This window comes from Alteromonas sp. AWJ4_197 (assembly GCF_056160285.1).
The window spans coordinates 319,530-345,909 of the sequence record NZ_JBSWWW010000001.1 but is presented as its reverse complement, the minus strand read 5'-3'; the positions used below and the strand labels follow the sequence as shown (position 1 = coordinate 345,909).

Genomic DNA, 26,380 nt, shown 5'->3' with positions numbered 1-26,380 from the left:
ATGCCATAAAGTGCCCGTGAAACGGGCTTCTCCGGCTGAATTTTTCCACCTACTATGAGACTGATTCATAGTGTCAGAACACCATGTATGAGAGAGTTATGACCGCAAGATATCCCTTCACATCACGGCTAACCGTGCTTGCTCAGGCCGTACTGCTTGCCGCTACGGCCTCACAGGTAATGGCGGCGGAGAGTGAGTCTTCCATTGAACGCATTACCACCACGGCAACACGCACAGAGACCTCGGCCTTCAGACAGCCTTTTTCCGTCAGTGCGGTGAATGAGAACGCTCTGACACTTCTTTCTGCCACCCATATTGAAGAAGCCCTGAACCAGATTGCCGGTGCGCAATTACAACGGGGTAACGGACAGGAATATCTGCCGGCATTACGTTCACCGGTATTTTCAGGCGCTGGCGCCTGTGGAGGGTTGCTTACCGCTGAAGACGGTATTCCGTTAAGAGCCGCTGGCTTTTGTAACATTAACGAGCTGTTTGAAGCTCACAGCGAAATGGCGCAGCGCATCGAAGTACTAAAAGGGCCCGGTTCTGTATTGTACGGCTCTAACGCCGTACATGGCGTGATTAACGTGATCACGCCTGATACTACCCGTGGCGGTGGTATGGCGGGTGTTGATTACGGCTCTTACGGATACAGCCGTTATAAATTACGTTCCGGCTATGATGCCGGAAATACCGGGGCAGGCATCAACGCCAGTGTGACCCGTGATACGGGATACCGGGTTGATGAAGGCGTCGATCAGGAAAAAGTAAACTTACGACATCGCTATGACGGTAACGCTTTTTCGGTCAATTCCGGACTCACTTATACTAATTTGGAGCAGGACACCGCCGGCTACATCAGCGATACAGACAGTTATAAAGACAAGACGCTGGCACAGGGTAACGAAAACCCCGAAGCTTACCGCAATGCACAATCATTAAGACTGTGGTCGAAAGTGTCTTTGACGCTGGACAATGGTGACGACATCATTGTGACCCCGTTTGTGAGAGACCAGGACATGGACTTTCTCATGCACTTCCTGCCGGGGCAGCCGGTTGAACAAAATAGCCAGCGCGGCGCCGGAATACAGTCCCTCTGGCGGCACGGGATTGCTGACAATATAACCCTGCGCACCGGTATTGACGGTGAATTCACCGAAGGTGACTTACTGCAATATCAGGACGGCGCTACAACCGGCTCCGCGTTTCTGATAGAAACCATCCCGTCGGGTAAGCACTACGATTACAGCGTTGATGCTACAGTAGTTGCACCTTTCGCTATGGTGAACTGGGAATATGGCCGGTGGGCATGGTCGGCCGGTGCCCGTTACGAGCACATGCGCTACGATTATACCAACAACATGAACAGCGGCAGGGTGCGTGAAGACGGCACAGCATGCGGGATGGGCGGCTGTCGTTATACCCGCCCTGAAAGCCGTGAAGACACGTTCAGCAATTTCTCACCGAAACTTGGTGCAGCCTATTCGATAGATGACAATACGCTGGTTTACACCAATATTTCGCGTGGTTACCGTGCCCCCCAGGCGACTGAATTGTATCGCCTTCAGCGCGCTCAAACCGTAGCAGAGTTAAAGCCTGAAGTGGCTGACAATATTGAGGTTGGCCTGAAAGGAAAGGGCGGGTCGCTGCGCTACAATATTGCCGTATATCATATGGATAAAGACAACTTTATCTATCGCGACAGCGATTACTATTACGTCAATAATGGTAAAAGCCGTCACGTGGGTGCAGAGGCAGAACTGGAATGGCAAATGAACCCCGGGTGGGCGCTGATTGTGGCCGGAACCGTGGCAAAGCACACTTATCGCCATTCAGAACTTTCCGGTGATATTGATATTCGCGGCAATGATATGGATACCGCTCCCCGCCACGTCGCGAATACCCAATTGCGGTACACTCCCACAGAAACCATCACGGCGGAACTGGCATGGCAACACATGGGTAGTTACTACACTGACCCCGAAAACGCACATAAATATGACGGCCATGATGTGGTGGATTTACGGACAAGCTGGGACATTAATCCGGCACTGACGGTTTACGGCCGCATTAATAACCTGTTTGATGAAGCGTATGCAGAGCGGGCAGACTACACGTCGTTCAGCGGCGACCGTTATTTTCCCGGTCGTCCGAGAAACTATATGGTTAGTCTCGTTTATCGTTGGGAATAATATTTCCAGCCGTATGTAAGGTGGTATCCGGCGCTTTGGTGCACCTGTATCTGGTGCTTCTGGCCGGGGAGGGCGTTGATTTTCAGAACACGGCGTAAACCCATCCATGGGGCCTCGGCTGCCGCTTCCCTGCGGCAGACGGTTCTGAAAATCAACGCCCTCCCCATCCGCGCACCAGATTGACGCGGTAACTATTGCCTGTAGTAGCGTCCAAAGTGGGGATGAGTCTGAATTTGAAACCTTCCGCAGCATGGATGCTGCGGCAGAGCACCCAGGGATGGGTTTACCGCGTGTTTCAAATTCAGACTCGTCTCCACGTAAAAGCACAGCCACCTGCAGTTTTTCGAGCTATTGGATGACACCGTCCTCAAGACATTCAATAGCTGGAAAAATTGCTTTAAGGAAACATTATGAAAAAGATCGTCGTTGTAGGCGGTGGTGCAGGAGGCCTGGAGCTGGTTACCCGGTTGAGTAAAAAGCTGGGCCGTAAAGGGTTGGCTGAGGTGATTCTGGTCGATCGCAGTAAAACTCACGTGTGGAAGCCATTACTTCACGAAGTGGCTGCGGGCGTTATCGATAAAAACTCAGACGGTGTTGATTACCGTATGCATGCGGTGCGCAACAAGTATCAATTCCAGCTTGGTAATATGCAACGTCTCGACAAAGAGAACAAACGCATTGTGTTAGACCCTCTCTATGACGAAGACGGGCATCAAATTCTGCCGGAGCGTACCATCGAATACGATTACCTCGTACTTTCCATGGGCAGTGTATGTAACGATTTTGGCACGCCGGGTGTGGCAGACCACTGTTATTTCCTCGACTCCCTGTCGCAGGCCGAGCGCTTTCACAAGGCACTGCTCAATCAATTGCTCAGAGTGAATCAATCCTGTACTGACCAGGAAGTTATTCATGTGGCCATTGTTGGTGGCGGTGCCACAGGCACAGAGCTGGCGGCACAACTTCACCACGTAGCCAATCTTGCCCGTGCTTACGGCATGCCGGAGATGTCTGCTGAACGTTTAAAAGTGTCTATTTTAGAAGCCGGCCCCCGTATTTTACCTGCGTTGCCCGAGCGTATCGCCGGGTCAGCGAAAAAAGCGCTGACAGACTTAGGTATCGACGTACTGGAAGGTGCCATGGTGTCTGAAGCCACAGAAAATGGCTTTAAAACTAAAGACGGTAAAGAAATCGATGCCGATTTGCTGGTGTGGTCAGCAGGGGTAAAAGCGCCGGATTTCCTTGTAGAGATGGATATTTTCGAAACTAACCGTGCCAACCAGATTCTGGTCAATGAACATCTGCAAAGCACCGTCGACAACGATATTTTTGTGATTGGCGACTGCTGTGGCTTTAAACAGAAAGATGGTTCCTGGGTGCCGCCACGTGCCCAGTCAGCCCATCAGATGGCCAGTGTGGCGGCGGCCAATATCATAAATATCTTTAAAGGCGCGCCCCTTAAAAACTATGAATATCGTGACTATGGTTCGCTGGTACACCTCAGTAAATACAGTACTGTGGGCAGTTTGATGGGCGCACTGGTTAACTCCAGTATGTTCATTGAAGGACGTCTGGCAAGGTTGGTGTATATCTCTTTGTACAACATGCACCAGTATTCAGTGCACGGGTGGTTTAAAGGCACAATGACCTTACTGGGCCGCAAAGTGAGTAACTTTGTGGGGCCGAAGTTGAAGCTGCATTGATAGTGAGATATGCCGGGTGAACCACCCGGCATTTTTTTATTATGTTTGAAGTCAGAGCATCCACCTCAAACAGGGATGTGCTAATATTGCGCCGTTCAAACCGGATAGAGCAGAAGTATTGAGTAAGCGCGTTATTTTTCATATTGGTCCTCCGAAAACAGGAAGTTCGGCGATCCAACATTTTCTTCATTCCCGTCGCGATACCCTTTCCCGTCTCGGGGTGGATTATCCGAAACACGACATAGACGGGAATGGTATCAGTTCAGGGAATGCCAGAGTTGTCTGTAGGGTTGATGAGCACGGGAAACTGGCGCTCGATGCGCAAAAACTGAAAGCTGTTATCAATAAATTTCACGCTTCGCCTGAGCATCAAATATTACTGTTCAGTTCAGAGTCCTTTTTCAGAATTGCCACAGACATTGTCGATGCGCTTCCCGATGTTGAGATCCTTTGCTTTATTCGTAATCCCATCGAGTATCAGCTCTCAATTTATAATCAGTCGGTGAAAAGACACGGCAATACGAAGCCCTTTAGCGCCGGCAGGAGATTGAATCTCGGGCAGTGGCAGCGATTGCAGAGTCTTCAGAAGCGGGTCAGTCCGTCCTGTTTTCACTGTTTCGCATTTAAGTTGCCTGAAGACAACGGAAGCATCATTCAGGACTTACTTGGTGTGCTGGATATTGATATGCCGGCAGACACAGGCAGGGGCGCAATCAACACTTCATACTCATATCCGGCACTGGAATTAAAACGCTGGTTAAATCAATTTCCAATCTCTGCTGTGCAGGCTGAGCTGGATGCTTATTTGCAGTCAGTCAGTGATGGCAAATCACGTTACCGGCTCATTGATGACGACTTGCTGGCAGACTATAAAAGCCAGTTGTCTTCGACTGCCTCCGGTTTCAGTTCGCTGCTTAGCGAACATGAGTGGGAATGGTTAGCCGGGGCGCATGAAAAAATTGAAGCTTTACCAGTGCGGGATCAGCAGGAGAACGGTTCTGTTGTCAGCGATATGCTGCAACAACTGAAGCAGGACAAGCCCGGTCTTTTCCGGTCTCTTGCATCTGTTATTTCTTCGGCGGAATTTGTTGAAGAGGACGCGCAGCTTAGAGCGCAGTTTCGCCTTAAAGGTATTCATTATGTGCTGGGAAAAGGAAAGATGCTTGCAGCCGGCACGGTTAAGCGCCTGAAAGACGCACTGTCGGGACGCAGTGCACTGGCCGGAATCAAACCGGTTAAAGGGAAGCTGGCCTGCGTGAAACGGGCAGAGATTATCAGACAAGGCCCGGGATCCAATCCGGGGATTGTCAAAGGCGGGATCCGCTCTGCGCAGGAAGTACCTCAATTCGCCGCCCAGTTCCGGTGTTCCAATGCCCGCTCTGAGGATCCTGTTCCTCAAAACGTGACTGACGGGGAGTTTTTAGCTGCTCAGCCTGAAACACACGCAATTAAGAAGGGAGAGTTCTTCTACGGCGGTCCGGTTTTCAGTAACTTCGGGCATTTTCTGGCAGAGTCGGTTCATCGTCTGGCACCGCTACAGCAGATAAGACAAAGTTACGGCGACATGCCGGTTATCTTCCTGCCGCAAAGGTTCAGACAAAAATCATTTATTAAAAAAGCGGTGTTGCCTCCCCGTTTTTACGAAGTTCTCGAATATCTTGGAGTAAGTAAAAAAAATATCGTCTTACCCGGTAAAAATATTCGTACGGAATCACTGTGGGTCTCACCCCAGCAGAGTTTTTTCCGCGCAAGGAACCCAGTTTCAGCGGAATATTTGTCTTTTTTAACTGCACGTGAAAAAGCATCGGGGGTGGTGGCGGATCCTTCTCTTCCAAAGCGTTTATACGTCAGCCGTGAATCATTCCTCATGAGAGGAGCATTTGCCGGAGAAGGTTATCTTGCTGCGTTCATGGCGCGGCAGGGCTTCACTATTTTTAAGCCTGAGAGCGCAGATATTGTGACTCAGCTGAAATACTACAAAAGCGCAGAAGAAATCGTATTTGCCGAAGGAGCGGCTTTGCATGTGCTCGAGCTGATGGGCGAAATCCAGGCAAAAATTACTGTGCTGCAACGGCGCAATCAGACTGATGTGCTGTTCCGGCCGTTATTAACTGCACGCTGTCAGGATGTGGCCTTTTTTGGTGATCTGGTTGAATTGCAGTCTTTGTATGTGCCGCCAAAGCAAAACAGTGCCGCTCACGGCAGTGCGTTGTCATTTCTTGATGCGGATGCGCTGGCAGATTTTCTTGCTGAACGCCTTAAATGCGAAACCCTTGATGTGCCTGCTTTAAGGCAGGCTTCAGCCGGGGATGTGGTGCGTTACTACAGGCAGTATGCCACTGCGCTGGCCACAAAGCCGGCGACGAAACAATATCTCAACCGCTTTGAGCAGAAGGTTAACGTGATGATAGGTGAGGGTAAGCTGGACCTTCCCGTTAACTGGAAAAACTGAGCTTGTAAACACTGCCAGTGACACTGGACAGGGATGCCCGGCGGTTTTTCGCCGGACATCTGAATCAACACATACAGGCAATCCCTGCGTTGATTAGGGATTGCCTTTCATGTCGTCATAAAAAGCGCTGATATCTTTCGCCAGTTTTTCCATGTCCGGCTTGTGCAGATACATCATATGGCCCGCTTCGTAGTTGTGTTTGATAACGCGACTGTTATCAATACCGTAACGGCCGAAAGTGTAATCGCCGTCAAACAGTGGCGTAGCGTAGTCATAGTAGCCACTGGCCAGCATCACTTTCATAGACGGATTAACCCGCATTCCCTCAGCCAGATCTGCAGAGGTATTGACTGTATGAGGTTCTCTGCCTGAATCGCGGTAGTACACCCAGTTGCGCCCTACATCACGGTTGCTGACCAGATAATCTCTGTTCCAGGTGACTTTTAAATCATTCATCAGATAGTGTCTGAGTGCCGCATTGTAGGCACCGGAAACACCAGTGCTTGAGGCGTCATACTTGGGCGTGATGTCCAGATCGTCAATTTCATCAATGGTGTAGCGGGAGTCACTGCGGCCCAGTGCGATGCCCTGGTCTGCCAGTAACAATTTGCGCTGACGGGTCGCATCCACACGCAGGTTACCCCGCTTGATCAGCGTCTCATTCAATCCGGTAAAATAGGCAAGTTTTGCTGCGATTTTATCGAATTCTGCAGCAGTCAGGGCTGAGCCTTTAAACAGAACCGGCAGGTATTCGTCAGTGGCAAACGCTTTTGCATCTTCCACCAGTTTTTCCAGTGAAATACTGTTCTTGTCTATTTTCCCGTGATACCAGGCCGTCGCTGCCATTGTTGGCAGGTAGGTCACAAATGAAATCATGTTGTCGGCCTCCGGGGTGCTGCCGGCGTAATCCAGTGCCTGGCTGATAAGAATAAGGCCGTTGATGCGCAGGGGACTTTTTCTGTCGTTAAGATACGGCAGCATGGCGGCGGCACGGGTGGTACCGTAACTCTCACCGACGATAAACTTAGGTGAATTCCAGCGGTTGTTTTTCGCTATCCACTGCTTTACCACTGCACTGACGCTTTCAGCATCGGCAGCAATGCTCCAGAAATCTTTAGCCGTGCCTTCTCCGGCAAGCTGGCTGAAGCCTGTGCCGATGGGATCAATAAACACTAAATCGGTTTTATCCAGCGGGCTTAACGGGTTGTGAAGAATTTTGTAAGGCGCATTGCCTGCATCCTGTGCATCGCTGGGTACTTCCACATATTTAGGGCCGAAAATACCCATGTGCAGCCATACCGAAGATGAGCCCGGACCACCGTTAAAAACAAAGGTAACCGGCCGGTTTTCATCTGATTCTGCCACATAGGACGTTGTCACTGCATCGCCGGTCACGTCACCCTCTTTGTTAGTCAGGTGCATATTACTCACCGTCGCAGTGTATGAGACAGTTTTGCCGTTAAACTTACCTTTATGTTTGGTGACAAAGGACGTCAGTTCAGGGACTTTCGTCTTCGTGTTCTCAGCAGGTTTGTCTGCGGCGAAGACAGGAGAACACAGGCTTGCAGCCAGCATTCCGGCGAGGAAAAGTATTTTCATTGTTATATTCCGGTTGTTGAACCCGTGCCATACCGGCACAAAACAATAAGATAATCACAGCCGGAAACGGGCGTACAGGGGGAATCTTTATCTTTACCTGTGGGTGCGGCTAATTACAGTTGTGCAGCAGAGCAGGGGATCAGAAGTCCACTTTTTTGCGCATCTGTTTACGCTCACTTTGTTGTTTCTTAGAGGTTTCACGGCGCTGTTTAACGCCTTTGCCGATGCGTGTCGGCCTGCGTTTTTTCTGCACTTTTGTCGCCTGAGCAATCCACTCAATCAGACGTGCCTGTGCGTCCTGCCGGTTTTGCTCCTGAGTGCGGAAGTTTTGCGCCTTAATCACAAACACGCCGTCAGACGTCAGCCGGGTGTCGGCCACCGACAACAAACGGGACTTTATATTGTCCGGCAGCGAGGAGGCGTTCACATCAAAACGTAAATGAATAGCACTGCTCACCTTATTGACGTTCTGTCCCCCCGAACCCTGCGCGCGGATAGCCGTCATCTCCAATTCGGCTTCATCAATACGCAGGGACGGTGTGATTTCCAGCATTGCCATCAGTTCACCGTGAGACACAGACCATCTGAACGGCCCGGAAACACGTCCAGCAGGGTTTTATTCAGCTTATCGTAGTCTGCAGCCACTTTATCCGCCTGCGCTTGGGTGAGTACGCTACCGTGACGGGCAATTCTGGCATCTTCAACACTGGTGTAATAAAAAATATCCATATCTGTGTTGCCGTCTTTCCAGGCGGTATACATGTTGTCGATATTCTTGCGTGAATCGTCAATGAAAATCACGGCATCGAAATGTCTGCCGGTTTTATCCAGGATCCAGTGCAGCATTTTTCCTTTGTCCATGCCGGTGGTCATCATTACGCCCTGACTGTAAGTCAGCTCCCGGTCCATCTGGTGGCGGTATTCCGGCATGACGCCGTTTTCCAGCGTCAGAGCAGACTGACCAAGTTCGATGCCGTTACTTTTGAGTTCCCGTTCGGTCGCTGAGCGGTAGCGGGGATCCCGCGATGTCAGTGCCATCACCGTATTGCCCGCAAGCTGCCAGCTGGCCACAATTTCGGGTACCAGCGGGTCGGTGACTGTCATCGGGTTGAGTTCATATAACATGCCGATGGTATCTTCAAACAAACACGATACTTTCTGGGCCGGTGTGGGTTTTACATCCAGCTTTCCCCGTTGCCACTGATACCAGATATCGCCACCCAGGTCGGAGGCGCTGGTCAGCAGGGTATTATCAATATCCGACACAATCAGTACATTCGCCGCACCGTAGCGGGCATTCAGAGTTTCTACAGCCAGGTTAACTTCAGCGAAATCTGCTGTTTCCGTAATGGTCGCAGAGCCGGATACCGGGGGCGGTGGAGTGGCACTGCAGGCTGATAAGGTTGCCGCCACGATCAGTGGCATTAATGATGAGTAAATCCGTTGCTTCAACATGAAAAATAACAATTTAAAATGGCAAAGCCCATTACTTTATCAGGTTGTCTTCAGGAGTGAAAAGCCCCGGTAAAACAAATTTACCGGGGCTGTCTGTGTATTGCTTAGTGACAGGTGAGGTCAGAACACCCAACTGGCGAAAGCTGAGAACGTACGGGGCTGTCCGACGCCAACGAATTCTGTGGATTCCACATCGTCATAAATGCCTTCAAGCACTTCATCGGCTTCGCCATAGGTCCCGAAGGTTTCAAACTCTTTGTCGAACACGTTGTCTACGCGGAGGCCCAGTTCCAGCGACTCTGACAACTGCCAGGAAGCTGATACATCAACCAGCGTGTATCCGCCCAGCTTACGGTTTTCGTTAGCTTCATCGCCGCGGAAGTATTGTCCGCCGGTGTAGTTAACGGTAGCACTCAGGGTAAGGTTTTCCATTGCCTGCCAGTCTGCATCAAATCCTGTCTGGAAAGCTGGCTGGCCCGGGATACGGTCACCGGCCTGTACCTGACGATTGCCGCCCAGCGGGTTTTGCGGACTGAAAGAAGTAAACTCAGACTCGAAAGTGGCTTTCAGGTAGCTCGCGCTGGCGCCCAGAGAAAGCGTGTCAAAGTGATAGCGGCCTGCAACTTCGGCACCCTGACGACGGGTATTGTCCACATTCACAAAGTAACCCACGGAAGGGCGGTCACCGGCTTGCTGGAAAATAATATCGTCTTCAGAGTCGCTGTGGTAAACCGCACCGGCCAGTTCCAGGTTATCTTCAGCCCATGCCAGGCGCAGCTCCAGAGTATCTGTGACAACCTGTTCCAGTGGTGGATCGGCCACAAAGCCGTTAGGCAGTTTACAGGGATCGTCTTCGTCCGCGCAGGACAGTTCTGCCGGGCTTGGCGTACGTGATGACTGACTGTAGCTGGCTGTTAGTGTGAGGGCATCCCGGTGGTACTGCACGCCAACGGAAGGATTAAACCGGTTAAACGTATGGTCGCCGTTCAGTGAGCCTTCGCCGGTTTCAACTTGATCCATCATCTTTATTTCAGAGCGGTTGAAGCGGCCAGAAATCCACACTTGCCATTCATCAGTCAGGGTAATGGTATCGCTTAACAGCAAATGATAGTGGGTGACATCAGTTCTCAGGAAAACCTCAGAACCGGCATCATAAACACCGATACCTGTTACGCCACGGGTATCTTCAGCGGTGTCGTTGGCCAGAATGGCAAACTCAGTGCGGCTGTTAAAATCAATGTTTGCTCTGTCTAAACCACCACCAAATACCCAGTTGTGAATGTTATCGCCGGCTTTGGTGCCACTCAGCTCAAAACTGGCACCGTAACTGCGATTTTGAGTGAGAGATGTATTGGCTGTGCCGTCCAGTTCATCAGGGTCTATATCGCTGATGTCTTCCAGAGGCACTTCCGGCAGATAACCAACGAACTGGACCGGCGTATCACCTTCTTCATCGTCATCGTCGTCATCGTCGTCATCGTCATCGACGGCGGCCTCTTCTGCCTCGTCATCATCATCGTCGTCTTCGTCACCTTCCTCGCAGAGCGTCTCGCCGAATTCGGTTTCACACTCTTCATAATCACTGTCATCACCGTTGTAGGTTTCAATTTCGTTTTCACGGTAATAAACGTTAACGGCAAGCTCAACGGAATCGCTGAGGTCCCATTCGTGATTCAGACTGACAAAGGTCAGGTTAGTCATTGTCTGGTCAGGGCGGGTGTAAATGGCGTCGCGGCCCTCATAAGGAATGAGGTCTACCGGGATCGCTCCGTTACCAATCAGATCGTTGTCGGCAAGAGACAATGTTAATTGTGTACGGCTGTCTTTGGTCTGACGGCTCAGCGTACCAAATAATTGCTTTACTTCGCTGGGGGAGAAATCCCGCCAGCCATCTTCTTCATAAAAACTGGCATTGACGTAATAGCCCCACTCACCATTATTGCCGCCACTTTCAACGGTAGCGCCTTTCTGGCCGAAATTACCGCCCTGTACGGTGAGCTTGTTGTCTGTAAAGCTGAAGCCGGTTTTACTTCGCAGGGACAATGCGCCCCCCAGTGTGTTCTGGCCGAACAGCGGATTAGCACCGCTCACAATACTCACGCTGTCCAGCGCAGTCATGGGGACCAGATCCCAGTTTACCGTATCACCAAAAGGCTCGTTAAAGCGGGTACCATTCAGATACACCGACAGACCCTGAGGTAGTCCCAGTAAAGGCGAAGCGGTAAAACCACGGTATTGCACATCGGGCTGAAAAGGGTTGTTCGTCACATCATTAATCGACACTGAAAGCAATTCGCTGTCCAGTAACCTTGCCAGTGACCCACCGTTGGCAAGATTAATATCTTTTGACCCCAGGGTGGCATTCACCTGTGAGTTATCGTCGTTGTAAGCAGATAACGGGGTTTGCCCTGTTACCTCAATTAATTCCTGCTCGTCCCAGTGTACCGCTGCGTGTGCTGTCAGTGGCAAAACTGAGCTTACGGTCAGTGCGATAAAGCTTCTTCTAAATGTTTTTTCAGTCATGGTGAGCATCCGGTTTTTTGTGCTTTCTCACAGGTTAGAGTAGACGATGTTTACAGAAAATTAACTTATAGTGGTAACCGGAATGGTACTTTGGTAGCGAATACCCGACTAAAAATCAGGGTTATTCACCGGCGTTATGTTTTGCCGAAACGCGATGAGTATCCGATTATTGCGCTGAAGTGTAGTTTGAATTTTTGAAAATCATCGTATGTTTATAGTGTGGGCCGGTAATTTTTTGACTCACATCAATGGAGAACACGATGCGTTTCTGGGCTGTTGCACTATGGTTGCTTACTCTGCTACCCGTTTTGGGTGATAGCAGTGATGTTGCTATGGGCGCAAAATCAGCCGCAGTCATGTCAGCCAGTGACGGGCAGGTGCCTGAAGTTACTAAGAATACCGTCGCCGATGCCGAATCAGACAGTGGTAACGGTATTTTAAGTGCTGTTCGTAACGCCATCGTCATACAGCCGTTCAGCGAATATGCAGATATCCGGTTGATCCCTTTGCGGGGCCTCATTCAGGCCTACAGTATCAGAGGGCCACCGGTATTTTCCTGATGTTTATGTTCCCGCTATTGCGGGCCATCCATGATCAAATAAACAAAGGAAATTATCATGCACGTATTACCCTTATTCAAAACCGAAAATGTCGATAAACTCGCCTGGCCAGCAGCGCAAAACCGATTGACCCTGCAATCGCCTGCGAGTGCTGTTTTTACTGATTTCAAAGAGCACGTTCCGCTGGTAATCGATTACGATGCTAAAGCGACGGAACTGGAGCATCTGATGAAACAGTCCCATGTGAAAATGAAAATTGTGCTGGATAAGAACGACCAGTTCGCGGGTATCGTGACACTGGCTGACCTTACCGAGCAGCGTATCATGCAGAAAGTTGCCCTGGGCACGTCCCGCAGCGATCTTATCGCGGCGGACTTTATGCAGCCAAAGTCAGCCTTGCAGTCATTCGATTACGAACAGATCCAGCAGGCGACAGTGGAAGATATTATCGAAACACTGAAAGACAACGGCCAGCAGCATTGTCTGGTGATTGACCGCAAGGAACACGTGATTCGTGGCATTATAAGTGTGAGTGATATTGCCAGAGAGTTACGTCTTCCCCTTGATATACAAGCACAACCGTCATTCTCGGCGCTTTCCAGCGTCATTGCAGCCTGACACGGACCGGATAAACCGGCTGGCACAGATTACTGTGCCACCGGTTTTCTGGTATAATTCCGCCGTTTTCATCACCCTCAGTAAAAATTATGAAGTTTGTTCACGGTGAGTTCGATATAGCATTATCAGGCAATATCATGCTGACTCAGGCATACGGGCCCTGGAATGCTGAATGCGTGGTGGCATTTGGTGAAGCTTACCGGATTGAACGTCAGCTGTTAAAAGCAGACACATGGTCTGATATTGTGATACTGCGTGGCGAAAGCCTGCTTATTCCCGATGCTGAGCGTGTGCTTGGTGTGCGGATAGCTGCGGTTGTGCCCTTAGGTTTGAAAAAAGTGGCTATCGTAACAGCTGAATCCTCAGTGAGCGTTACCGCGCGCATGCAGCTCACCAGAATGTATGACAGCCTTGACGTTGAGTACGATTTTTTCACAACGTATTCTGAAGCAAAGGCCTGGCTCGAAGACGCGGGCTTTTCAACGTCTGCGCAATCAGAACAGGTATTCTGTGCTCATCTTCCCGCTTCTGTGCTGTAATCCTCTCTATTTTCTTTTAAAAGCCCCCTTTACAGTAAAAATTCATAAACTGGAACGTTTCTCGCAGGTCACTGTTTAATATCAGTGAAAAATGAGGAGTGTCGGGTATGCATGCAATGGGAACGTCACCGGCAGTAGTGATGAAAGCCTATGTAATGGCTTATGAATCTATGGGCATGACACGTCTGGAAGCCGCGAATTTACTGGGTATTTCAGAAGTGGCTCTGGATCAGAGTTTGTATGTGGGGTTTGAGGAAACGTCGCAGGAGTGTGAAGTTCAGGTCGCTTTAATACGCCTGTACCATTTACTGTTTGCGTTGTCAGATGGCGACAGCCGGTTGATTTCTGAGTGGCTGAACCGCTTCAACTTTCATTTGAATGCCGTACCGGTAACGGTGTGTCACAACCTGGCAGGGATTTTATATCTCACAGATTATCTTGAGGATATGCGTGCAGGGGATGCTATGCCCTTCGTGGATATCAAAGGGCATATTCATGCGGCTAACGATACAGAGGAAGAACAGTATCATCGTTAGCCTGAAGGTTGGCTAGGCGCCGGCTTCGTATTCTTCCATATCTTTACGCTTATCCACCTTATGCTGGTCTTCAGACCGGCCTTCACGCCAGTAACTGCTGATATATAGCTGGTCGTGGGGGATACGTCTTTCTTTAGCCAGTAACTGCCGCAGTGCCCGCATATCTGAGAACTCACAGGCTACCCAGGCAGCCGGTGTACCCGGAAGCCAGCTCAGTGCTGCCACTTCATCTGCAAGACTGTTTGCACCGGTTACCCAAATTACGTTTACGCCGGCAGGTTTCTCCAGAGGTTGGATATCATCTGCGGTGGTAACCTTGATGACGGCATAACCCTGTGTTTGCGGCTCCAGTTTTTCCAGGTAGGTAGAAATGGCCGGAAGGGATGTCATATCGCCGGCGAATAATACCCAGTCGAAGCTGTCTGCCAGACCTTTGGAGCTGCCCGGTCCGCCTACACAAATTTGATCACCGGGTGCTGCACTTTTTGCCCAGTGTGAAGCCGGGCCGCTTGCAACGCCTTCACCATGCAGCGCCATGTCGATATCCATAGTGCCGTTGCTGCGATCCAGTTGACGGATGGTATACGTGCGAAGCTGCGCATCTTGTAAGGACGCCGGTGGCACTGACAAGGGATTACCATCAAAATCAAAAAGTAACTTAACGTATGCTGTTGTATCGATATCGGGATAAGCTTTCAGGGCATCGCCGGTCACGGTGATACGGCGCATGTGAGGAGTAATTGCAATGTTGTCTTTTACTGTGAGACAGGCGGGTTGTCTTGGCTGTCTTTTTTCCATACTTATTTTCTCTTCTATTAATTCACCACCATTTTAAATGAGAACAATTCTTAAAGACAACGCATTGTTACGAATGGTGGGTATCTGTATAACCGATAAAATAGAATGAAAAAAAAGCCGGAACACAAAGGTTCCGGCAAAAGACATTTAGGAATACACATGGAAACAAAACAATGAAAGCACTCTGTTGTTTTGTGATTTTAAATATAGGACTGACTGCTGCTTTATTCGACATGAAAAACTATATCTGCGTAGTATTCCCGATACCAAAAAAAGCTCCCGCCAAATGGCGGGAGAAAATCAGAGGTTTTGGTTAGGCCGGGAAAGGCCTGGAGGGGAGATTAACTGTCAACAGACAGTTCACTTTTAACGTCAACAACGTCATCAGTGTTCTTTGCAATGGCTATGATCAAATCGCGCTCTGTGAGCGATTCAACCTTGCCGGTAAGGGTTACAATCCCTCGTAAAGCATGGACATCAATGTCGTCGCCTGACAGTCCGGATTCCAGCAAAAGTTGTGTGCGTATCAACGACACCATTTGCGCATCCCTGACTCCATGGAGCAAGGTGACAAGGTCACCCTCCAGTAATGCAGGCTTTACAACATCCAACTTGTTTTCAACTGATACTACGCCATCCAGTGACGCCGCAACTTCCTGTGCGAGTTCCCTGTTAACTTCACTGTTAACTTTGCCGGTTAAAATAACCTGTCCTTTGCTCACATCCGTGCGAATATCCATCGTATCGAATTGACCACTAAACAAGAGTGCCGCTTCTACCTTGCCTGCAATTGCATCATCCGTCGCAGATTGCGTTGGCGAGGCTGAAATCCCTTCAGCAAGAAGTGACGTTGAGAACACAGTCATGACTGTCATTGTCAAAGCGGGAATTATCCGTTTCATACTCTGTTCTCCTGTTCGTTGTCTGTTGCAAACAATAATGCCAGTGGCGTGCCAGATTATACTTTTGTACTAAATATGATGTTATTGCACTGGTTTTTAAGGTTTTTTTATGGTGTTTAATCCGGTGTGATAAAAAGGAGGAGAATCCGTGTGGGAAAATTTTACCTGCCAGTGTGTCTATATTTTCATACACAAACTTAGATAACTGACTATGGTTAGAGGAGGAAACAAGTTATTACTTTATCCCTTTCCTGTCATTCAGTAAGCTGTGTTAAACAGTTTGCTGCCACGGAACCGGTTGGTGAAAAAATACGGAATAATACTGACACTTGCTTTAGTCATCCTTGCCGGTGTTGTCTTCTTTTTAAAACCTGATAAACCGGCTAATAGCACTGCCCGGCTTCCACAAACAAAAGTGATAAACACGCCTGCGGAAGAGCCGCAACCTCCGGTCACAGCAGAACAAGATGAAAGCACTGAAAAGCCGGAGCCTGTATTTGATAGTTTTCCTTCCTGTACGCGGTTGAGTCCCGACGACTACACGCTGATTGAAAAGAAAATAGAAGCCTTTTATGCAGAAAACCTCAGTTCAGAGAGTGAGCAATCACGCCTGACTGCACTCATGATGACCAGCTCTGAGGGTGAGGCTGCGATGAATGCCTGGCAATCATTTTTGTCTGAATATCCCCGTAATACAGATGCACTTCGGGAAACATTGCGACTTTGCAGTATGAACGGTTCCCACTCAGTATGTAACCGTACGCTTGTGCGTCAGGCACAAGAGGGTGGCCGTGATGATGGTGAAACCTGGCTGAACCTTGTGTTATTTCATATAAAGCAGAATGATCATGAGGCTGTACTGGCATCCCTTGAAAATATGGTGCAGGCCAAAAGCTATTCTAATCATTATGCACGGTTCGTCTCCCTGGCGCTGGATTCCGTGATAGCTGAGCAGGTGGCATCTCTTGAAGGTGCAGTGATTTATGCGATGGGTAAATGGGCCGCCGGTACGTACAAATATAATCTGCTCAAAACATGGTGCGGGAGCAGGGCTGACGAGCCAGCTGTTGCCAGTGCATGCATTGCGGCTGCAAAAGATATGGTGTCAAGAGCGCCACTAGAGTTAGAAAAATTAATTGGTCATGATATAGAGCTCGATATTTATACGAAGCAGGGCAACATGGCGATGGTTGATGCTGTCAGAGAAGAAATGGAAGCTGATGCAACACCGGAGAATCCGCGTCTTGCGGATGCTCTGGATTTGATGATGCATGACCATGCACTGTTTTATACCTGGCTTAATGCATTGCAGCAATCCAGTGAAGAAGACGCTATTTCAGCCCTGATAAAAGAGGCCGCTGATAAATCTGCTGACCCCTCCTATCAACCTTGTCGCACAGAGTCAGGCCCGCCTTCTGCTTCAGAGTAAAATCATCAACAGTGCGCCGAAAATCATGAACAGATTTTCAGACAAGGATACAAAGCCTAAGGGCACGTTGCTGTCACCGCCAACACAAGCGCATTTCAATTCACGCTTGTCCACGTAAACGGCTTTATAAACTGAAACCGCGCCTACCGACCCCATGAAAAGTGAAATGGGGGCAATCAGCCACACTGGCAACATCGCAATCATGCCTATGCCGGCGAAAGCTTCCAGAAAGGGGTAGAGGTAGGCGTAGCGTAAGTGCTTCATCGCCAGTAAATCATAGGTGATAAACGAGTTAGTAAAGCTGAAGAGATCCCGTAACTTCTGTACTGCCAGTAAGGTCATGGAAAAGGCAATAAACAGCATAAGTGTACGAACACTGAAAAAGTGTGTCATCAGCAGGCTCTGTACGGCGAAAGCCAGTAATAATGCAACAGCAAAAATCACCAGAACCGGTGTGTAGGTTGTACCGGATTGCGGCGTGTCGCCTTTGCCGAAGTATGCCTGCAAATCATCATAGCCGCCAATACGCTGACCATCGATGAAGGTTTGCGGCGTGGTTTTTACATCATGCTTCTGCTTAAATTTATCGGTTTCTTCCCGCGAGGTCAGTTTGTGGTCTTCAATATGAAACCCTTCCCGCTCAAGTAAATCTTTTGAGCGCAGGCCGAAAGGACAAATATGCTTGTCTGTAACCATGCGATAGAGCTGTGCAACTTTTGCCATGTATCCTCCCTTGTTCAATGAGCAGTTTTCAAAAGGCGATCCGGTCGGGATTCAGTACTGCTACGCAGCATCACCGTATTTTGATCCGTAAAGATGCGTGACAGGTCTTGTCAGTCCGGGATTAAACCAGTGAGCAAGTCTTCGGGTATCAACGAGTGATGTATGCAAATGAGGTATGTGTGCCGGAAACTTATATGTTGAGGATAAATTGATGACAAAAAATCACGGTAGCCAGATTAAAGACGACGAACAGTACGAAGCGCTTAGGGATAAAGGCTTCAGCAAAGAAAAGGCTGCAAGAATTTCTAATGCACAGGCCAATGACAGCCTGCATCCGTCTGAGAAAGGTGGCACAAGCAAAAAATATGAAGACCGGACGAAGAAAGACCTGTACGGGCAGGCTAAAAAAATTGGAATCAGTGGCCGCTCCCGGATGAATAAAGCAGAACTTATAGACGCTCTGCGCAAACATTAGTCCAGAAGCACTTGCTCTCCTGTCTCAGCGGACTCAAATATGGCGTTGATGATCTTCACATCACGCAATGCATCCCCGGCCGTAACCAATGCGGGGCCGGTGCCCAGAATTGCCCTGGCATCATTGTCCATTTGCAGTGTTTGTTGCATGGCACTTATCGGAGGTAAGGTTTCACCATTACTGGCCGTACCCGTAACGCCTGAGTAACTTTGCATAGGTTTGAGCTGATACCAGCCCTCCTTGCAGTTTGCTTTGAAATAATTGAAGCCCCGCACAACACTGGCACCACAGTCAGCTTGGGTACCATCGGCAAATTCCATGGTGAAAATGGTGGTTTCGTCCACTTCTTTGAATATGTCAGGATGAGACTTTTCGTGATACCCGCTCACCGCTACAGGTTCTTTGCCGCTGATGAATCGGGTGCCATTAATGGCATACACCCCCATATCGTATAGCGCACCACCACCCATAGCTTTCTGCATTCGCCAGTTGCTTGCTTCACGGCCGGAACCTGCGTAGCCCGCATAACTTTCAAAACCGGTGAAAGCACCAAACGGCTGTCGTAAATGATACTCCGCAAAATGACGGGTATTCGGTTCATGCTGCATGCGATACCCGATAGAAAGCATCACTTTGTTGCGGCTGCAGGCATCAATCACAGCCTGACATTCGGCCTCATCCATAGCAAAAGGCTTTTCACACCACACATGCTTGCCAGTGTTGGCAGCCATAACGGAGAAATCTTTATGCGTACCCGTGGGGGTGACCACATAAATCACGTCGATGTCATCGTTATTGGCAATGTCATTCATTGTCCCGTAGGTATACGTATTCTTATCAGGGATACCATACTTTGACTGCCACTCTGGTATCTTCTCCGGACTGCCGGTAATAATACCCCGTAGTTCACAGTGGCGGGTGGCCTGCAGCGCCGGGGCAAGCAGACGGGTGCTGTAGTTACCCAATCCCAGCAGGGCAACACCCACTTTGTCTTTCGAAGGGCGGGGTAAAGCAAGCGCAGAGGAAACCGGCACTGCTGATGCGATGAGCAAACCGGAACTGGCGAGCTTGACGAACTGGCGACGGTGGAGTGTAGACATGATTGCCCTGTTGTTTGATTTTTGCCCGTTTTTAGCCTAGCTATTATTAAGTGCTTTTTCAATGTCCTGAAACTGACATATAAAAATGGTTAATTTTATAAATCAAGAAATTAGACCACTCTGCCGATAAAGATCACGTAAATTTATATTTACTGCTAATCACGGGATTAAAGACACGTGTGGCAGTCATAAACTCATTAACGACTGGAAATAAATTTTATGTTTAATCGTCACCTCGTCAAAGAAAACGAAGCGCTTCGGGAAGAACTGAACATGCTTAAACAGGTTCGTGAAAGTCTTCGTGATGAGATGATTTTCGTGAGACTGGATCACGCGGGTCGCATTGAAAAAGTGAACCGCCTGTTCGAAGAAGAGTTAGGCTACCGCGGGTCAGAAGTGGAAGGTAAACATTTTCTCGATTTTGTTCCGTCTATTGCGAAAGGCACAGATTATTACAAGAAACTGCATCAGGCGATGGAAAGTAATCATCATTACAGCGGGGCCATTGAGTATACCCGAAAAAATGGTGAGGAAGCCTGGCTTCGCGGCGTGATGCAGCCCATTTTAGATAATAACGGCAGAGTGCATCACTTCTCCGTTAACCTGAACGATCTCACCAGAACGATTACCATGTCAAAAGAGCATGAAGACTTAGTCGAGGCATTACATAAATCCACGGCGGTAATCGAATTTGACTTAACCGGTCACATCTTAGAGGCGAATGCCGCTTTCCTCGGGGCGGTGAAATACGGCCTTAAAGACATTAAAGGTAAGCATCACCGTATGTTTTGTACTGATGAAGAAGCGAATTCAGAAGGTTACAAACAATTCTGGGCTAAGCTGGCCCGCGGTGAGTTCGTGGCCGGACGTTTTCATCGTGTAGATGCTCACGGCAATACATTGTGGCTGGAAGCAACGTATAACCCGATTCACGATACCCACGGCCGTTTGTATAAAGTGGTGAAGTTTGCCACAGAAATAACAGCTCAGGTTCAGCAGGAACAAGCGGTAGCGAATGCCGCTGATATCGCCTATCACACCTCTAACAATACCGATGCTGTTGCCCGCAAAGGTAAAGACGTAATCAATAAAGTGCTGGAAGAAATGTCCACGCTGTCAGAGCAAATGGACAAGGCGAAAGAGGGGATCCACGCACTGGACTCTCAGTCCCAGCAAATCGCAACTATTATCAGCAGTATCAGTGCTATTGCGGATCAAACTAATCTGCTGGCACTGAACGCTGCTATTGAGGCGGCCCGTGCGGGTGATCAGGGACGTGGCTTCGCCGTTGTTGCTGATGAAGTGCGTCAGTTGGCTTCCCGTACGTCTGAAGCCACGGAAGAAATTGTGAACGTAGTGAAACACAACCAGACACTGGCTGCAGATGCCGTAGAACTGGTGAATAAAGGTGATGAACGTGCACAAACAGGACTGGCTTTCGCAGAAGAGGCCGGTGCGGTCATTGATGAAATCCAGGAAGGTGCCCGTGCCGTTGTGGATGCCGTCGGTCAGTTTGCCAATCACCTGACAAAATAACCTCACTCTGTTTGCTTTACTAAGAGCGCAGCCCGCACATTAGCCGGCTGCTTTTTTTTGTCCCTGTATTACCGGCAGCGTTGTAATCCCGCTGCCTCATTCTCCTGTCTTGTCCAATTATATTCCGACCTGTTCCGGACGTCCGGTGGGCCCTCCGGCCAGCTTCCATATCTGAGTGACCACTTTCCGGCGCAAGCAATAGTTGCAATATAAGAAAATATTTATATAATGAAATTCTTATGTTTGTTTTGGTGATCCTGTGAAAAAGCTGTCAGCACGTTTTCTTAATTTTTCTGTCAATCATGCTCTGTGGGTTTATGCGCTTGTCGGGCTGATCACATTAGCGGCTGCTGCCATGATCCCGTACCTTCAGGTCGATACCGATCCTGAAAACATGCTGCCTGCCAGTCATCCTCAAAGAGCTTTTCACAATCAGGTAAAGCAAGATTTCGCGATGCATGATGCCATTGTAGTGGGCGTAGTACCGCAAAATGAAGAGAGTATTTACACACCGAAAACACTGGCAGAAATTAAACAGGTTACCGGCGCAATACTGGCTATTGACGGGGTCATTAATGCGGATCTTATGTCCTTATCCACCGTGGATAACATCACTCAGGCCGGCCCCGGAACAATCCGGTTTGAATGGTTGATGGATAAGGCACCTGAAGATACAGCCGGTACTGAGCGAATTAAAGAGCATATCGAAAGGTTGCCGTTACTTTACGACACGCTGGTGGCTGAAACTGGCAAGGCTGCGGCGATTTACGTACCCATCGCAGATAAAAATGAAAGCTACCGCATCGCAACGGCTATCCGTACTGAAATTGATAAAACGGGGTCGGAGCAGTCATGGTATATCACCGGCTTACCTGTTGCTGAGGACCAGTTCGGTGTCGAAATGTTTGTGCAGATGGGGATTTCTGCGCCGCTGGCCGGCGCCACAATCTTCTTCCTGCTTTTCCTTTTCTTCCGCAACTTGCCACTAATCATTGCGCCAATGATTGTTGCTATGGTCACGGTCATTGTGACCATGGGCGTGATGATTGGTATGGGATTTACTGTTCATATCATGTCGTCAATGATTGCTATTTTTCTCATGCCCATTGCTGTGGTGGATTCTGTTCATATTTTGTCGGAGTTTTCTGACCGCTATAAGCCCGGCGAGGATGCAGGCGATGTCATTAGCCGGGTGGTGTCCCATTTGTTTACGCCGATGCTATATACCTCTGTGACCTCATCTGCCGGATTCTTCTCGCTGATGTTAACGCCAATTCCGCCGGTACAGATTTTTGGCGCGTTTGTGGGCAGCGGTATTCTGCTGGCGTTTCTGCTGACACTTATTTTTATGCCGGCTTACGTGTCGCGGATGAGTGAATCATCGTTAGCCGGGCTTCAGCAGGCTCTCCACGGTGATGGTCAGTCTCAGTCCGGAGTCGCCCGGTTCGCTGCAAATATCGGCAGGGCGGCTATGGCATGGCGTCGTGGCTGGATTTTCTTGTTTACTGTCCTGTTCGTTTTTTCTGTTTGGGGCATGACAACCATTCAGATTAACGATAATCCGGTACGCTGGTTTAAAGAAGATCATGAAATTCGTGTGGCAGATCGCGTACTGAACGAACAGTTTGCCGGTACCTACAATGCTTACCTGGTATTGACAGATAACCGTCCGGTACCGGACGCCGAATCCCTGCTGAGTACTCCTGTACCGGTGTCATTGAGCACCTGGCGCGAAGACACGCTGAAAAAGCTCGCTTCTTCTGATAGCGCCGCTGCTCTTGAAGCGCTGGTCTTTGCTATTGATGATGCGTTGTTTGCCGCAGAAGACGATGAGGCCATTGAATGGCTTGAGGGGGCAATGAGTAAAACTGAACTGGCTCTGTCTGCCAGCAAGACGTTTCAGTCTCCTGACTTATTAAATCAAATCAGTGAACTGCAAGGGTACCTGAGTCAAACCGGTTTGACCGGTAAATCAAATTCACTCGCTGATGTGGTGAAAGTGGTTAACCGTGAACTGAGAAGCGGTGAAGACACAGACTACACTCTGCCTGAATCTGAACAGGCTGTGGCGCAAACATTGTTGCAATATCAGTCGTCACACCGGCCCGGTGATCTCTGGCATTTTGTGACCCCTGATTTCAGACAATCCCTGCTCTGGTTGCAACTCACCAGTGGTGATAACCAGGCAATGACTGCAGTAAAAGAGAAAGTTGCAGCCTGGTTTGCAGACAACCCGTTACCTGAGGGTATTGAATACCACTGGGCAGGCAAAGCTTATCTGAATGTGGTCTGGCAGGACAATATGGTAAAAGGCATGACAGAAAGTCTGACCGGTGCGTTTGTCATGGTGTTCATTATGATGGTGGTGTTGTTCCGCTCTCTGGTATTTGGCATGCTTGCCATGCTGCCGCTTACCATCACCATTTCATTGATTTACGGCATGATTGGTTTTATTGGTAAAGACTATGATATGCCAATCGCCGTTTTATCAGCGCTGACACTTGGCTTGTCTGTTGATTTCGCTATTCACTTTCTGGAACGTGCCCGCGCAATTTATAAAGAAACCGGGAACGTTGATATCACTTTGCAGGCAATGTTTGGCGAACCCGCCAGCGCGATCACTCGCAACGCGCTGGTAATTGCACTTGGATTTACACCGCTTCTGTTTGCACCACTCGTGCCCTACATCACAGTAGGTATTTTCCTGGCGGCTATTATGGCAATTTCAGCACTGGTCACTTTACTGGTGCTGCCTTCCGCCATGAGCCTGCTGCGTCGTTTTGTGTTCCGCGGATAACGGAGAGATTTTATGTTTATTGGTCAACAGTATTTTAAACACGTCAGGGTGTTATCGTTCGCTCTTATGTTCACCTTGCCGGCTGCTTTTGCCACCGCTGAGTCCGTGGATGTCACCGCCTTAATAACGGCATCGGAAAAAGCAGCCTATTATGCGGGAGATGACGGACGGTCAGACGCCAGAATGATGATTGTGGACGGGCAGGGACGGAAGCAAATGCGTCAGTTCACTATTTTGCGAAAAGATGTTGCCGACAATGGCGATCAGAAAATGATGGTGTTCTTCAGTCGCCCGGCAGATGTGAAAGACACGGTTTTTCGTGTTGAGAAACATGCCAGCCTGCAGCAGGAAGATGACCGGTGGTTATATCTGCCTGCACTGGATCTGGTCAAGCGGATTTCCGCCGGAGACAAGCGAACCTCTTTCACCGGTTCCCATTTCTTCTATGAAGATGTATCCGGACGGGCTGTCAGTGAAGATCACTTCACGCTGCAAAGCGAAACCACTGAGCGCTATATCTTAAAGGCAAATCCGAAAACACCTGATTCTGTGGAATTCAGCTATTACGTCGTTGAAATTGATAAACAAACCACGTTACCGGTGTTGATTAATTTTTATCGTGGAAACGATGAAAATTATCGCCGCGTTGAAGCTGTGTCTGTGGAGACAATACAGGGTAAGCCCACCGTCACCCGCTCTAAGGTAACGGATCTGACATCAGGCGGTTATACCCTGATGGAATTCAGAAATGTGAGTTATGACCTGGGGCTGGATGATGATATTTTCAGCGAACGTAGCCTTCGTACACCACCTGTTCAGTGGCTGAAATAGTATGAACAGGCAAGCCACCGTAGCACTGGCACTGTGTCTGATGTCCGGGTTAACCACGACGGGTTACGCCCGGCAGTTCGCGGATGAGCAAAGCGGTCAGGATGATCTGTGGGAAAACATGGGGGATTGGGATGAAACGGTATCGCCATTCAACTGGTCCGGCTTTCTCGATGTTGCCGGCGGTACCCGGTTGCAGAGCGATCCTTACCATCCGGACAATACAACGCTGGCTGATGTGAGAATGCAGTTGCAGGGTGCGTACACGTTTTCTGAATCAAAAATCAGTTTTCGCGGCGATGCGTTGTACAACGGTGCAGAAGATAGCTGGCAGTCTCAAATCAGGGAATTGTACTGGCAGGGTAACTTAGGATTTTTGGGAGAAGCCGGCAAATCTGTCGACGTAAAAGCTGGTCAGCAGATCCTTACCTGGGGAACCGGCGACTATTTGTTTCTCAATGATTTGTTCCCGAAAGATTATCAGTCCTTCTTTGCCGGGCGGGACGATGGCTATCTGAAGTATCCCTCGCTGTCCATGAAAGTGAGTGGTTACTTCAATTTTTTGAATGTGGATGTGGTGATAACGCCTGAGTTTGAACCTGACAATGGCATCGACGGTGATATTTTTTCTTACTTTAATCCGCAGACGGGTGGAAACACATCAGACAGACTGTCGGTCAGTAATGAAAATACACCTGATAAACCGGAATATGCACTGCGCCTCTACCGGACCCTTGCCGGTACTGAACTTGCGGTATACGGTTACAAAGGTTTCAGTAAATTGCCGCAAGCTGCTGATGTGGATGGCATGCCCCGTTACAGCGAACTGTCAGTGACAGGGTTCAGTGCAGTACGTGCCGTCGGACCTGGGCTGGGTAAACTGGAATACGCTTTTCACGATGGTGAAGATACATCGGGTAATGATCCCCGTTTGCCCAATGATCAAAGCCGCTTTCTGGTGGGGTATGAGCAGGAGCTGATAGCAAATCTGACCGGGGGTGTTCAGTGGTATACAGAGCTGACTCATGATTATGAAGCACTGATGACCAATTCGATGTGGCCACAATATGAACCGTCACAAAGGCGTCATGTGTTCACTACCCAATTGCGCTATCAGGCCTGGCGGCAAACCTTATCGTTGCAGGCTTTCAACTTCTATTCACCCACTGACGGGGATGGCTATCTGCGTCTGAAAGCAACCTGGTCACCGGTGGATACCTGGCAACTGAGCGGCGGGCTGAACCTGTTTTATGGTGACGAACTACACACGTTTTACAGTCAGTTCAGAGATGCCTCTAACGTCTATGCTTCATTTCGCTACTACTTCGGAGAATAATTATGTCAGCAGAACGTGCTCTTACGGCTTTCGCAGGCTTTATGGTGTTATTAAGTGTTGCACTCACGTACTTCGTCAGCAGTTACTTTGTGTGGTTTACGGCTTTTATCGGTGCAAACCTGTTTCAGCAGAGCTTTACCGGCTTTTGCCCTGCAACCATTGTGTTAAGGAAATTCTTTGGTTTCAAAACGGAGAAAGAGCTGGCTTTTGCTGCCGGTCATAGTAAGTAGCCGGCCCAGGTTTCCCGCACCTTTAAAGCACCATGCCTTTGCATGGTGT

22 protein-coding genes are annotated in these 26,380 nt (G+C 49.2%); 14 read left to right on the top strand and 8 right to left on the bottom strand.

Going from position 1 to position 26,380, the window contains the following annotated elements:
- The first annotated feature begins 98 nt into the window (after positions 1–98).
- From ACXAGC_RS01515 to ACXAGC_RS01505, 3 genes are all read left to right on the top strand, one after another.
- A complete protein-coding gene (locus ACXAGC_RS01515; protein ID WP_474841787.1) occupies positions 99–2,192 on the top strand; it encodes a TonB-dependent receptor in 2,094 nt (697 codons plus the stop codon).
- A 410-nt stretch (positions 2,193–2,602) separates the two neighbouring features.
- Entirely contained in the window at positions 2,603–3,895 is a 1,293-nt protein-coding gene (locus ACXAGC_RS01510) for an NAD(P)/FAD-dependent oxidoreductase (RefSeq protein ID WP_474841785.1), read from the top strand.
- Positions 3,896–4,013: 118 nt separating this feature from the next.
- Entirely contained in the window at positions 4,014–6,347 is a 2,334-nt protein-coding gene (locus tag ACXAGC_RS01505; protein ID WP_474841783.1) for a glycosyltransferase family 61 protein, read from the top strand.
- A 93-nt stretch (positions 6,348–6,440) separates the two neighbouring features.
- Here ACXAGC_RS01505 and ACXAGC_RS01500 read toward each other — a convergent pair whose 3' ends face one another.
- The 4 genes from ACXAGC_RS01500 to ACXAGC_RS01485 form a co-directional block, all read right to left on the bottom strand.
- The gene (locus tag ACXAGC_RS01500; RefSeq protein WP_474841781.1) at positions 6,441–7,946 is read right to left on the bottom strand and encodes a S10 family peptidase; all 1,506 of its coding nucleotides are present in this window, start codon (positions 7,944–7,946) and stop codon (positions 6,441–6,443) included.
- A 139-nt stretch (positions 7,947–8,085) separates the two neighbouring features.
- Complete coding sequence (arfB, locus tag ACXAGC_RS01495; RefSeq protein WP_474842383.1) at positions 8,086–8,499, bottom strand: alternative ribosome rescue aminoacyl-tRNA hydrolase ArfB; 414 nt, start codon at positions 8,497–8,499, stop codon at positions 8,086–8,088.
- Positions 8,500–8,504: 5 nt separating this feature from the next.
- Complete coding sequence (locus tag ACXAGC_RS01490; RefSeq protein WP_474841779.1) at positions 8,505–9,371, bottom strand: DUF2608 domain-containing protein; 867 nt, start codon at positions 9,369–9,371, stop codon at positions 8,505–8,507.
- Positions 9,372–9,521: 150 nt separating this feature from the next.
- Positions 9,522–11,924, bottom strand: a complete 2,403-nt coding sequence (locus tag ACXAGC_RS01485; protein ID WP_474841777.1) for a TonB-dependent receptor — start codon at positions 11,922–11,924, stop codon at positions 9,522–9,524.
- A gap of 260 nt (positions 11,925–12,184) precedes the next feature.
- Here ACXAGC_RS01485 and ACXAGC_RS01480 point away from each other — a divergent pair, with 260 nt between their 5' ends.
- The 4 genes from ACXAGC_RS01480 (at position 12,185) to ACXAGC_RS01465 (ending at position 14,177) form a co-directional block, all read left to right on the top strand.
- Positions 12,185–12,484 (top strand): hypothetical protein, encoded by a 300-nt coding sequence (locus tag ACXAGC_RS01480; RefSeq protein WP_474841775.1) that lies wholly within the window; start codon positions 12,185–12,187, stop codon positions 12,482–12,484.
- 57 nt (positions 12,485–12,541) lie between these two features.
- Positions 12,542–13,102 carry a CBS domain-containing protein gene (locus tag ACXAGC_RS01475; RefSeq protein ID WP_119502926.1) on the top strand — a complete coding sequence of 187 codons (561 nt, stop codon included), beginning with the start codon at positions 12,542–12,544 and terminating at the stop codon, positions 13,100–13,102.
- A gap of 89 nt (positions 13,103–13,191) precedes the next feature.
- The gene (locus ACXAGC_RS01470; protein WP_474841772.1) at positions 13,192–13,641 is read left to right on the top strand and encodes a hypothetical protein; all 450 of its coding nucleotides are present in this window, start codon (positions 13,192–13,194) and stop codon (positions 13,639–13,641) included.
- A 107-nt stretch (positions 13,642–13,748) separates the two neighbouring features.
- Entirely contained in the window at positions 13,749–14,177 is a 429-nt protein-coding gene (locus ACXAGC_RS01465; protein WP_119502924.1) for a hypothetical protein, read from the top strand.
- A gap of 12 nt (positions 14,178–14,189) precedes the next feature.
- Here the strand turns inward: ACXAGC_RS01465 and ACXAGC_RS01460 are convergent, their stop codons facing one another.
- Positions 14,190–14,975 carry a siderophore-interacting protein gene (locus ACXAGC_RS01460; RefSeq protein ID WP_474841769.1) on the bottom strand — a complete coding sequence of 262 codons (786 nt, stop codon included), beginning with the start codon at positions 14,973–14,975 and terminating at the stop codon, positions 14,190–14,192.
- A gap of 341 nt (positions 14,976–15,316) precedes the next feature.
- Positions 15,317–15,877 (bottom strand): BON domain-containing protein, encoded by a 561-nt coding sequence (locus tag ACXAGC_RS01455; protein ID WP_303572199.1) that lies wholly within the window; start codon positions 15,875–15,877, stop codon positions 15,317–15,319.
- Positions 15,878–16,178: 301 nt separating this feature from the next.
- On the opposite strand from ACXAGC_RS01455, the gene ACXAGC_RS01450 reads away from it, so the two are divergent.
- Entirely contained in the window at positions 16,179–17,306 is a 1,128-nt protein-coding gene (locus ACXAGC_RS01450; RefSeq protein WP_474841767.1) for a hypothetical protein, read from the top strand.
- Here ACXAGC_RS01450 and ACXAGC_RS01445 read toward each other — a convergent pair.
- Positions 17,298–18,029, bottom strand: a complete 732-nt coding sequence (locus tag ACXAGC_RS01445) for a MauE/DoxX family redox-associated membrane protein (protein WP_474841765.1) — start codon at positions 18,027–18,029, stop codon at positions 17,298–17,300. The two genes, ACXAGC_RS01450 and ACXAGC_RS01445, sit on opposite strands and share 9 nt — an antisense overlap.
- A 211-nt stretch (positions 18,030–18,240) precedes the next feature.
- Here ACXAGC_RS01445 and ACXAGC_RS01440 point away from each other — a divergent pair, with 211 nt between their 5' ends.
- Complete coding sequence (locus ACXAGC_RS01440) at positions 18,241–18,504, top strand: Rho termination factor N-terminal domain-containing protein (RefSeq protein WP_474841763.1); 264 nt, start codon at positions 18,241–18,243, stop codon at positions 18,502–18,504.
- Here the strand turns inward: ACXAGC_RS01440 and ACXAGC_RS01435 are convergent.
- On the bottom strand, positions 18,501–19,604 hold the full coding sequence (locus ACXAGC_RS01435) for a Gfo/Idh/MocA family protein (RefSeq protein ID WP_474841761.1): 1,104 nt from the start codon (positions 19,602–19,604) through the stop codon (positions 18,501–18,503). The genes ACXAGC_RS01440 and ACXAGC_RS01435 overlap by 4 nt on opposite strands.
- 219 nt (positions 19,605–19,823) lie before the next feature.
- On the opposite strand from ACXAGC_RS01435, the gene ACXAGC_RS01430 reads away from it, so the two are divergent.
- The 5 genes from ACXAGC_RS01430 to ACXAGC_RS01410 all read left to right on the top strand — a co-directional run bounded on the left by ACXAGC_RS01430 (position 19,824) and on the right by ACXAGC_RS01410 (position 26,331).
- Positions 19,824–21,140 (top strand): methyl-accepting chemotaxis protein, encoded by a 1,317-nt coding sequence (locus ACXAGC_RS01430; RefSeq protein ID WP_474841758.1) that lies wholly within the window; start codon positions 19,824–19,826, stop codon positions 21,138–21,140.
- 259 nt (positions 21,141–21,399) lie between these two features.
- Positions 21,400–23,937, top strand: a complete 2,538-nt coding sequence (locus ACXAGC_RS01425) for an efflux RND transporter permease subunit (protein WP_474841756.1) — start codon at positions 21,400–21,402, stop codon at positions 23,935–23,937.
- A 12-nt stretch (positions 23,938–23,949) separates the two neighbouring features.
- Positions 23,950–24,768 carry an outer membrane lipoprotein-sorting protein gene (locus ACXAGC_RS01420; RefSeq protein ID WP_474841754.1) on the top strand — a complete coding sequence of 273 codons (819 nt, stop codon included), beginning with the start codon at positions 23,950–23,952 and terminating at the stop codon, positions 24,766–24,768.
- Position 24,769: 1 nt separating this feature from the next.
- Positions 24,770–26,101, top strand: a complete 1,332-nt coding sequence (locus ACXAGC_RS01415) for a hypothetical protein (RefSeq protein WP_474841752.1) — start codon at positions 24,770–24,772, stop codon at positions 26,099–26,101.
- A gap of 2 nt (positions 26,102–26,103) precedes the next feature.
- On the top strand, positions 26,104–26,331 hold the full coding sequence (locus tag ACXAGC_RS01410; protein ID WP_474841750.1) for a YgaP family membrane protein: 228 nt from the start codon (positions 26,104–26,106) through the stop codon (positions 26,329–26,331).
- The last annotated feature ends 49 nt before the right edge of the window (positions 26,332–26,380 follow it).

Excerpts from the sequence above, each read along its gene's own strand:
- ACXAGC_RS01515 (WP_474841787.1), top strand. The coding sequence starts at position 99 with ATGACCGCAAGATATCCCTTCACATCACGGCTAACCGTGCTTGCTCAG.
- ACXAGC_RS01510 (WP_474841785.1), top strand. The coding sequence starts at position 2,603 with ATGAAAAAGATCGTCGTTGTAGGCGGTGGTGCAGGAGGCCTGGAGCTG.
- ACXAGC_RS01500 (WP_474841781.1), bottom strand. The coding sequence starts at position 7,946 with ATGAAAATACTTTTCCTCGCCGGAATGCTGGCTGCAAGCCTGTGTTCT.
- arfB (WP_474842383.1), bottom strand. The coding sequence starts at position 8,499 with ATGCTGGAAATCACACCGTCCCTGCGTATTGATGAAGCCGAATTGGAG.
- ACXAGC_RS01490 (WP_474841779.1), bottom strand. The coding sequence starts at position 9,371 with ATGCCACTGATCGTGGCGGCAACCTTATCAGCCTGCAGTGCCACTCCA.
- ACXAGC_RS01485 (WP_474841777.1), bottom strand. The coding sequence starts at position 11,924 with ATGACTGAAAAAACATTTAGAAGAAGCTTTATCGCACTGACCGTAAGC.
- ACXAGC_RS01480 (WP_474841775.1), top strand. The coding sequence starts at position 12,185 with ATGCGTTTCTGGGCTGTTGCACTATGGTTGCTTACTCTGCTACCCGTT.
- ACXAGC_RS01475 (WP_119502926.1), top strand. The coding sequence starts at position 12,542 with ATGCACGTATTACCCTTATTCAAAACCGAAAATGTCGATAAACTCGCC.
- ACXAGC_RS01470 (WP_474841772.1), top strand. The coding sequence starts at position 13,192 with ATGAAGTTTGTTCACGGTGAGTTCGATATAGCATTATCAGGCAATATC.
- ACXAGC_RS01465 (WP_119502924.1), top strand. The coding sequence starts at position 13,749 with ATGCATGCAATGGGAACGTCACCGGCAGTAGTGATGAAAGCCTATGTA.
- ACXAGC_RS01460 (WP_474841769.1), bottom strand. The coding sequence starts at position 14,975 with ATGGAAAAAAGACAGCCAAGACAACCCGCCTGTCTCACAGTAAAAGAC.
- ACXAGC_RS01455 (WP_303572199.1), bottom strand. The coding sequence starts at position 15,877 with ATGAAACGGATAATTCCCGCTTTGACAATGACAGTCATGACTGTGTTC.
- ACXAGC_RS01445 (WP_474841765.1), bottom strand. The coding sequence starts at position 18,029 with ATGGCAAAAGTTGCACAGCTCTATCGCATGGTTACAGACAAGCATATT.
- ACXAGC_RS01440 (WP_474841763.1), top strand. The coding sequence starts at position 18,241 with ATGACAAAAAATCACGGTAGCCAGATTAAAGACGACGAACAGTACGAA.
- ACXAGC_RS01435 (WP_474841761.1), bottom strand. The coding sequence starts at position 19,604 with ATGTCTACACTCCACCGTCGCCAGTTCGTCAAGCTCGCCAGTTCCGGT.
- ACXAGC_RS01430 (WP_474841758.1), top strand. The coding sequence starts at position 19,824 with ATGTTTAATCGTCACCTCGTCAAAGAAAACGAAGCGCTTCGGGAAGAA.
- ACXAGC_RS01420 (WP_474841754.1), top strand. The coding sequence starts at position 23,950 with ATGTTTATTGGTCAACAGTATTTTAAACACGTCAGGGTGTTATCGTTC.
- ACXAGC_RS01415 (WP_474841752.1), top strand. The coding sequence starts at position 24,770 with ATGAACAGGCAAGCCACCGTAGCACTGGCACTGTGTCTGATGTCCGGG.
- ACXAGC_RS01410 (WP_474841750.1), top strand. The coding sequence starts at position 26,104 with ATGTCAGCAGAACGTGCTCTTACGGCTTTCGCAGGCTTTATGGTGTTA.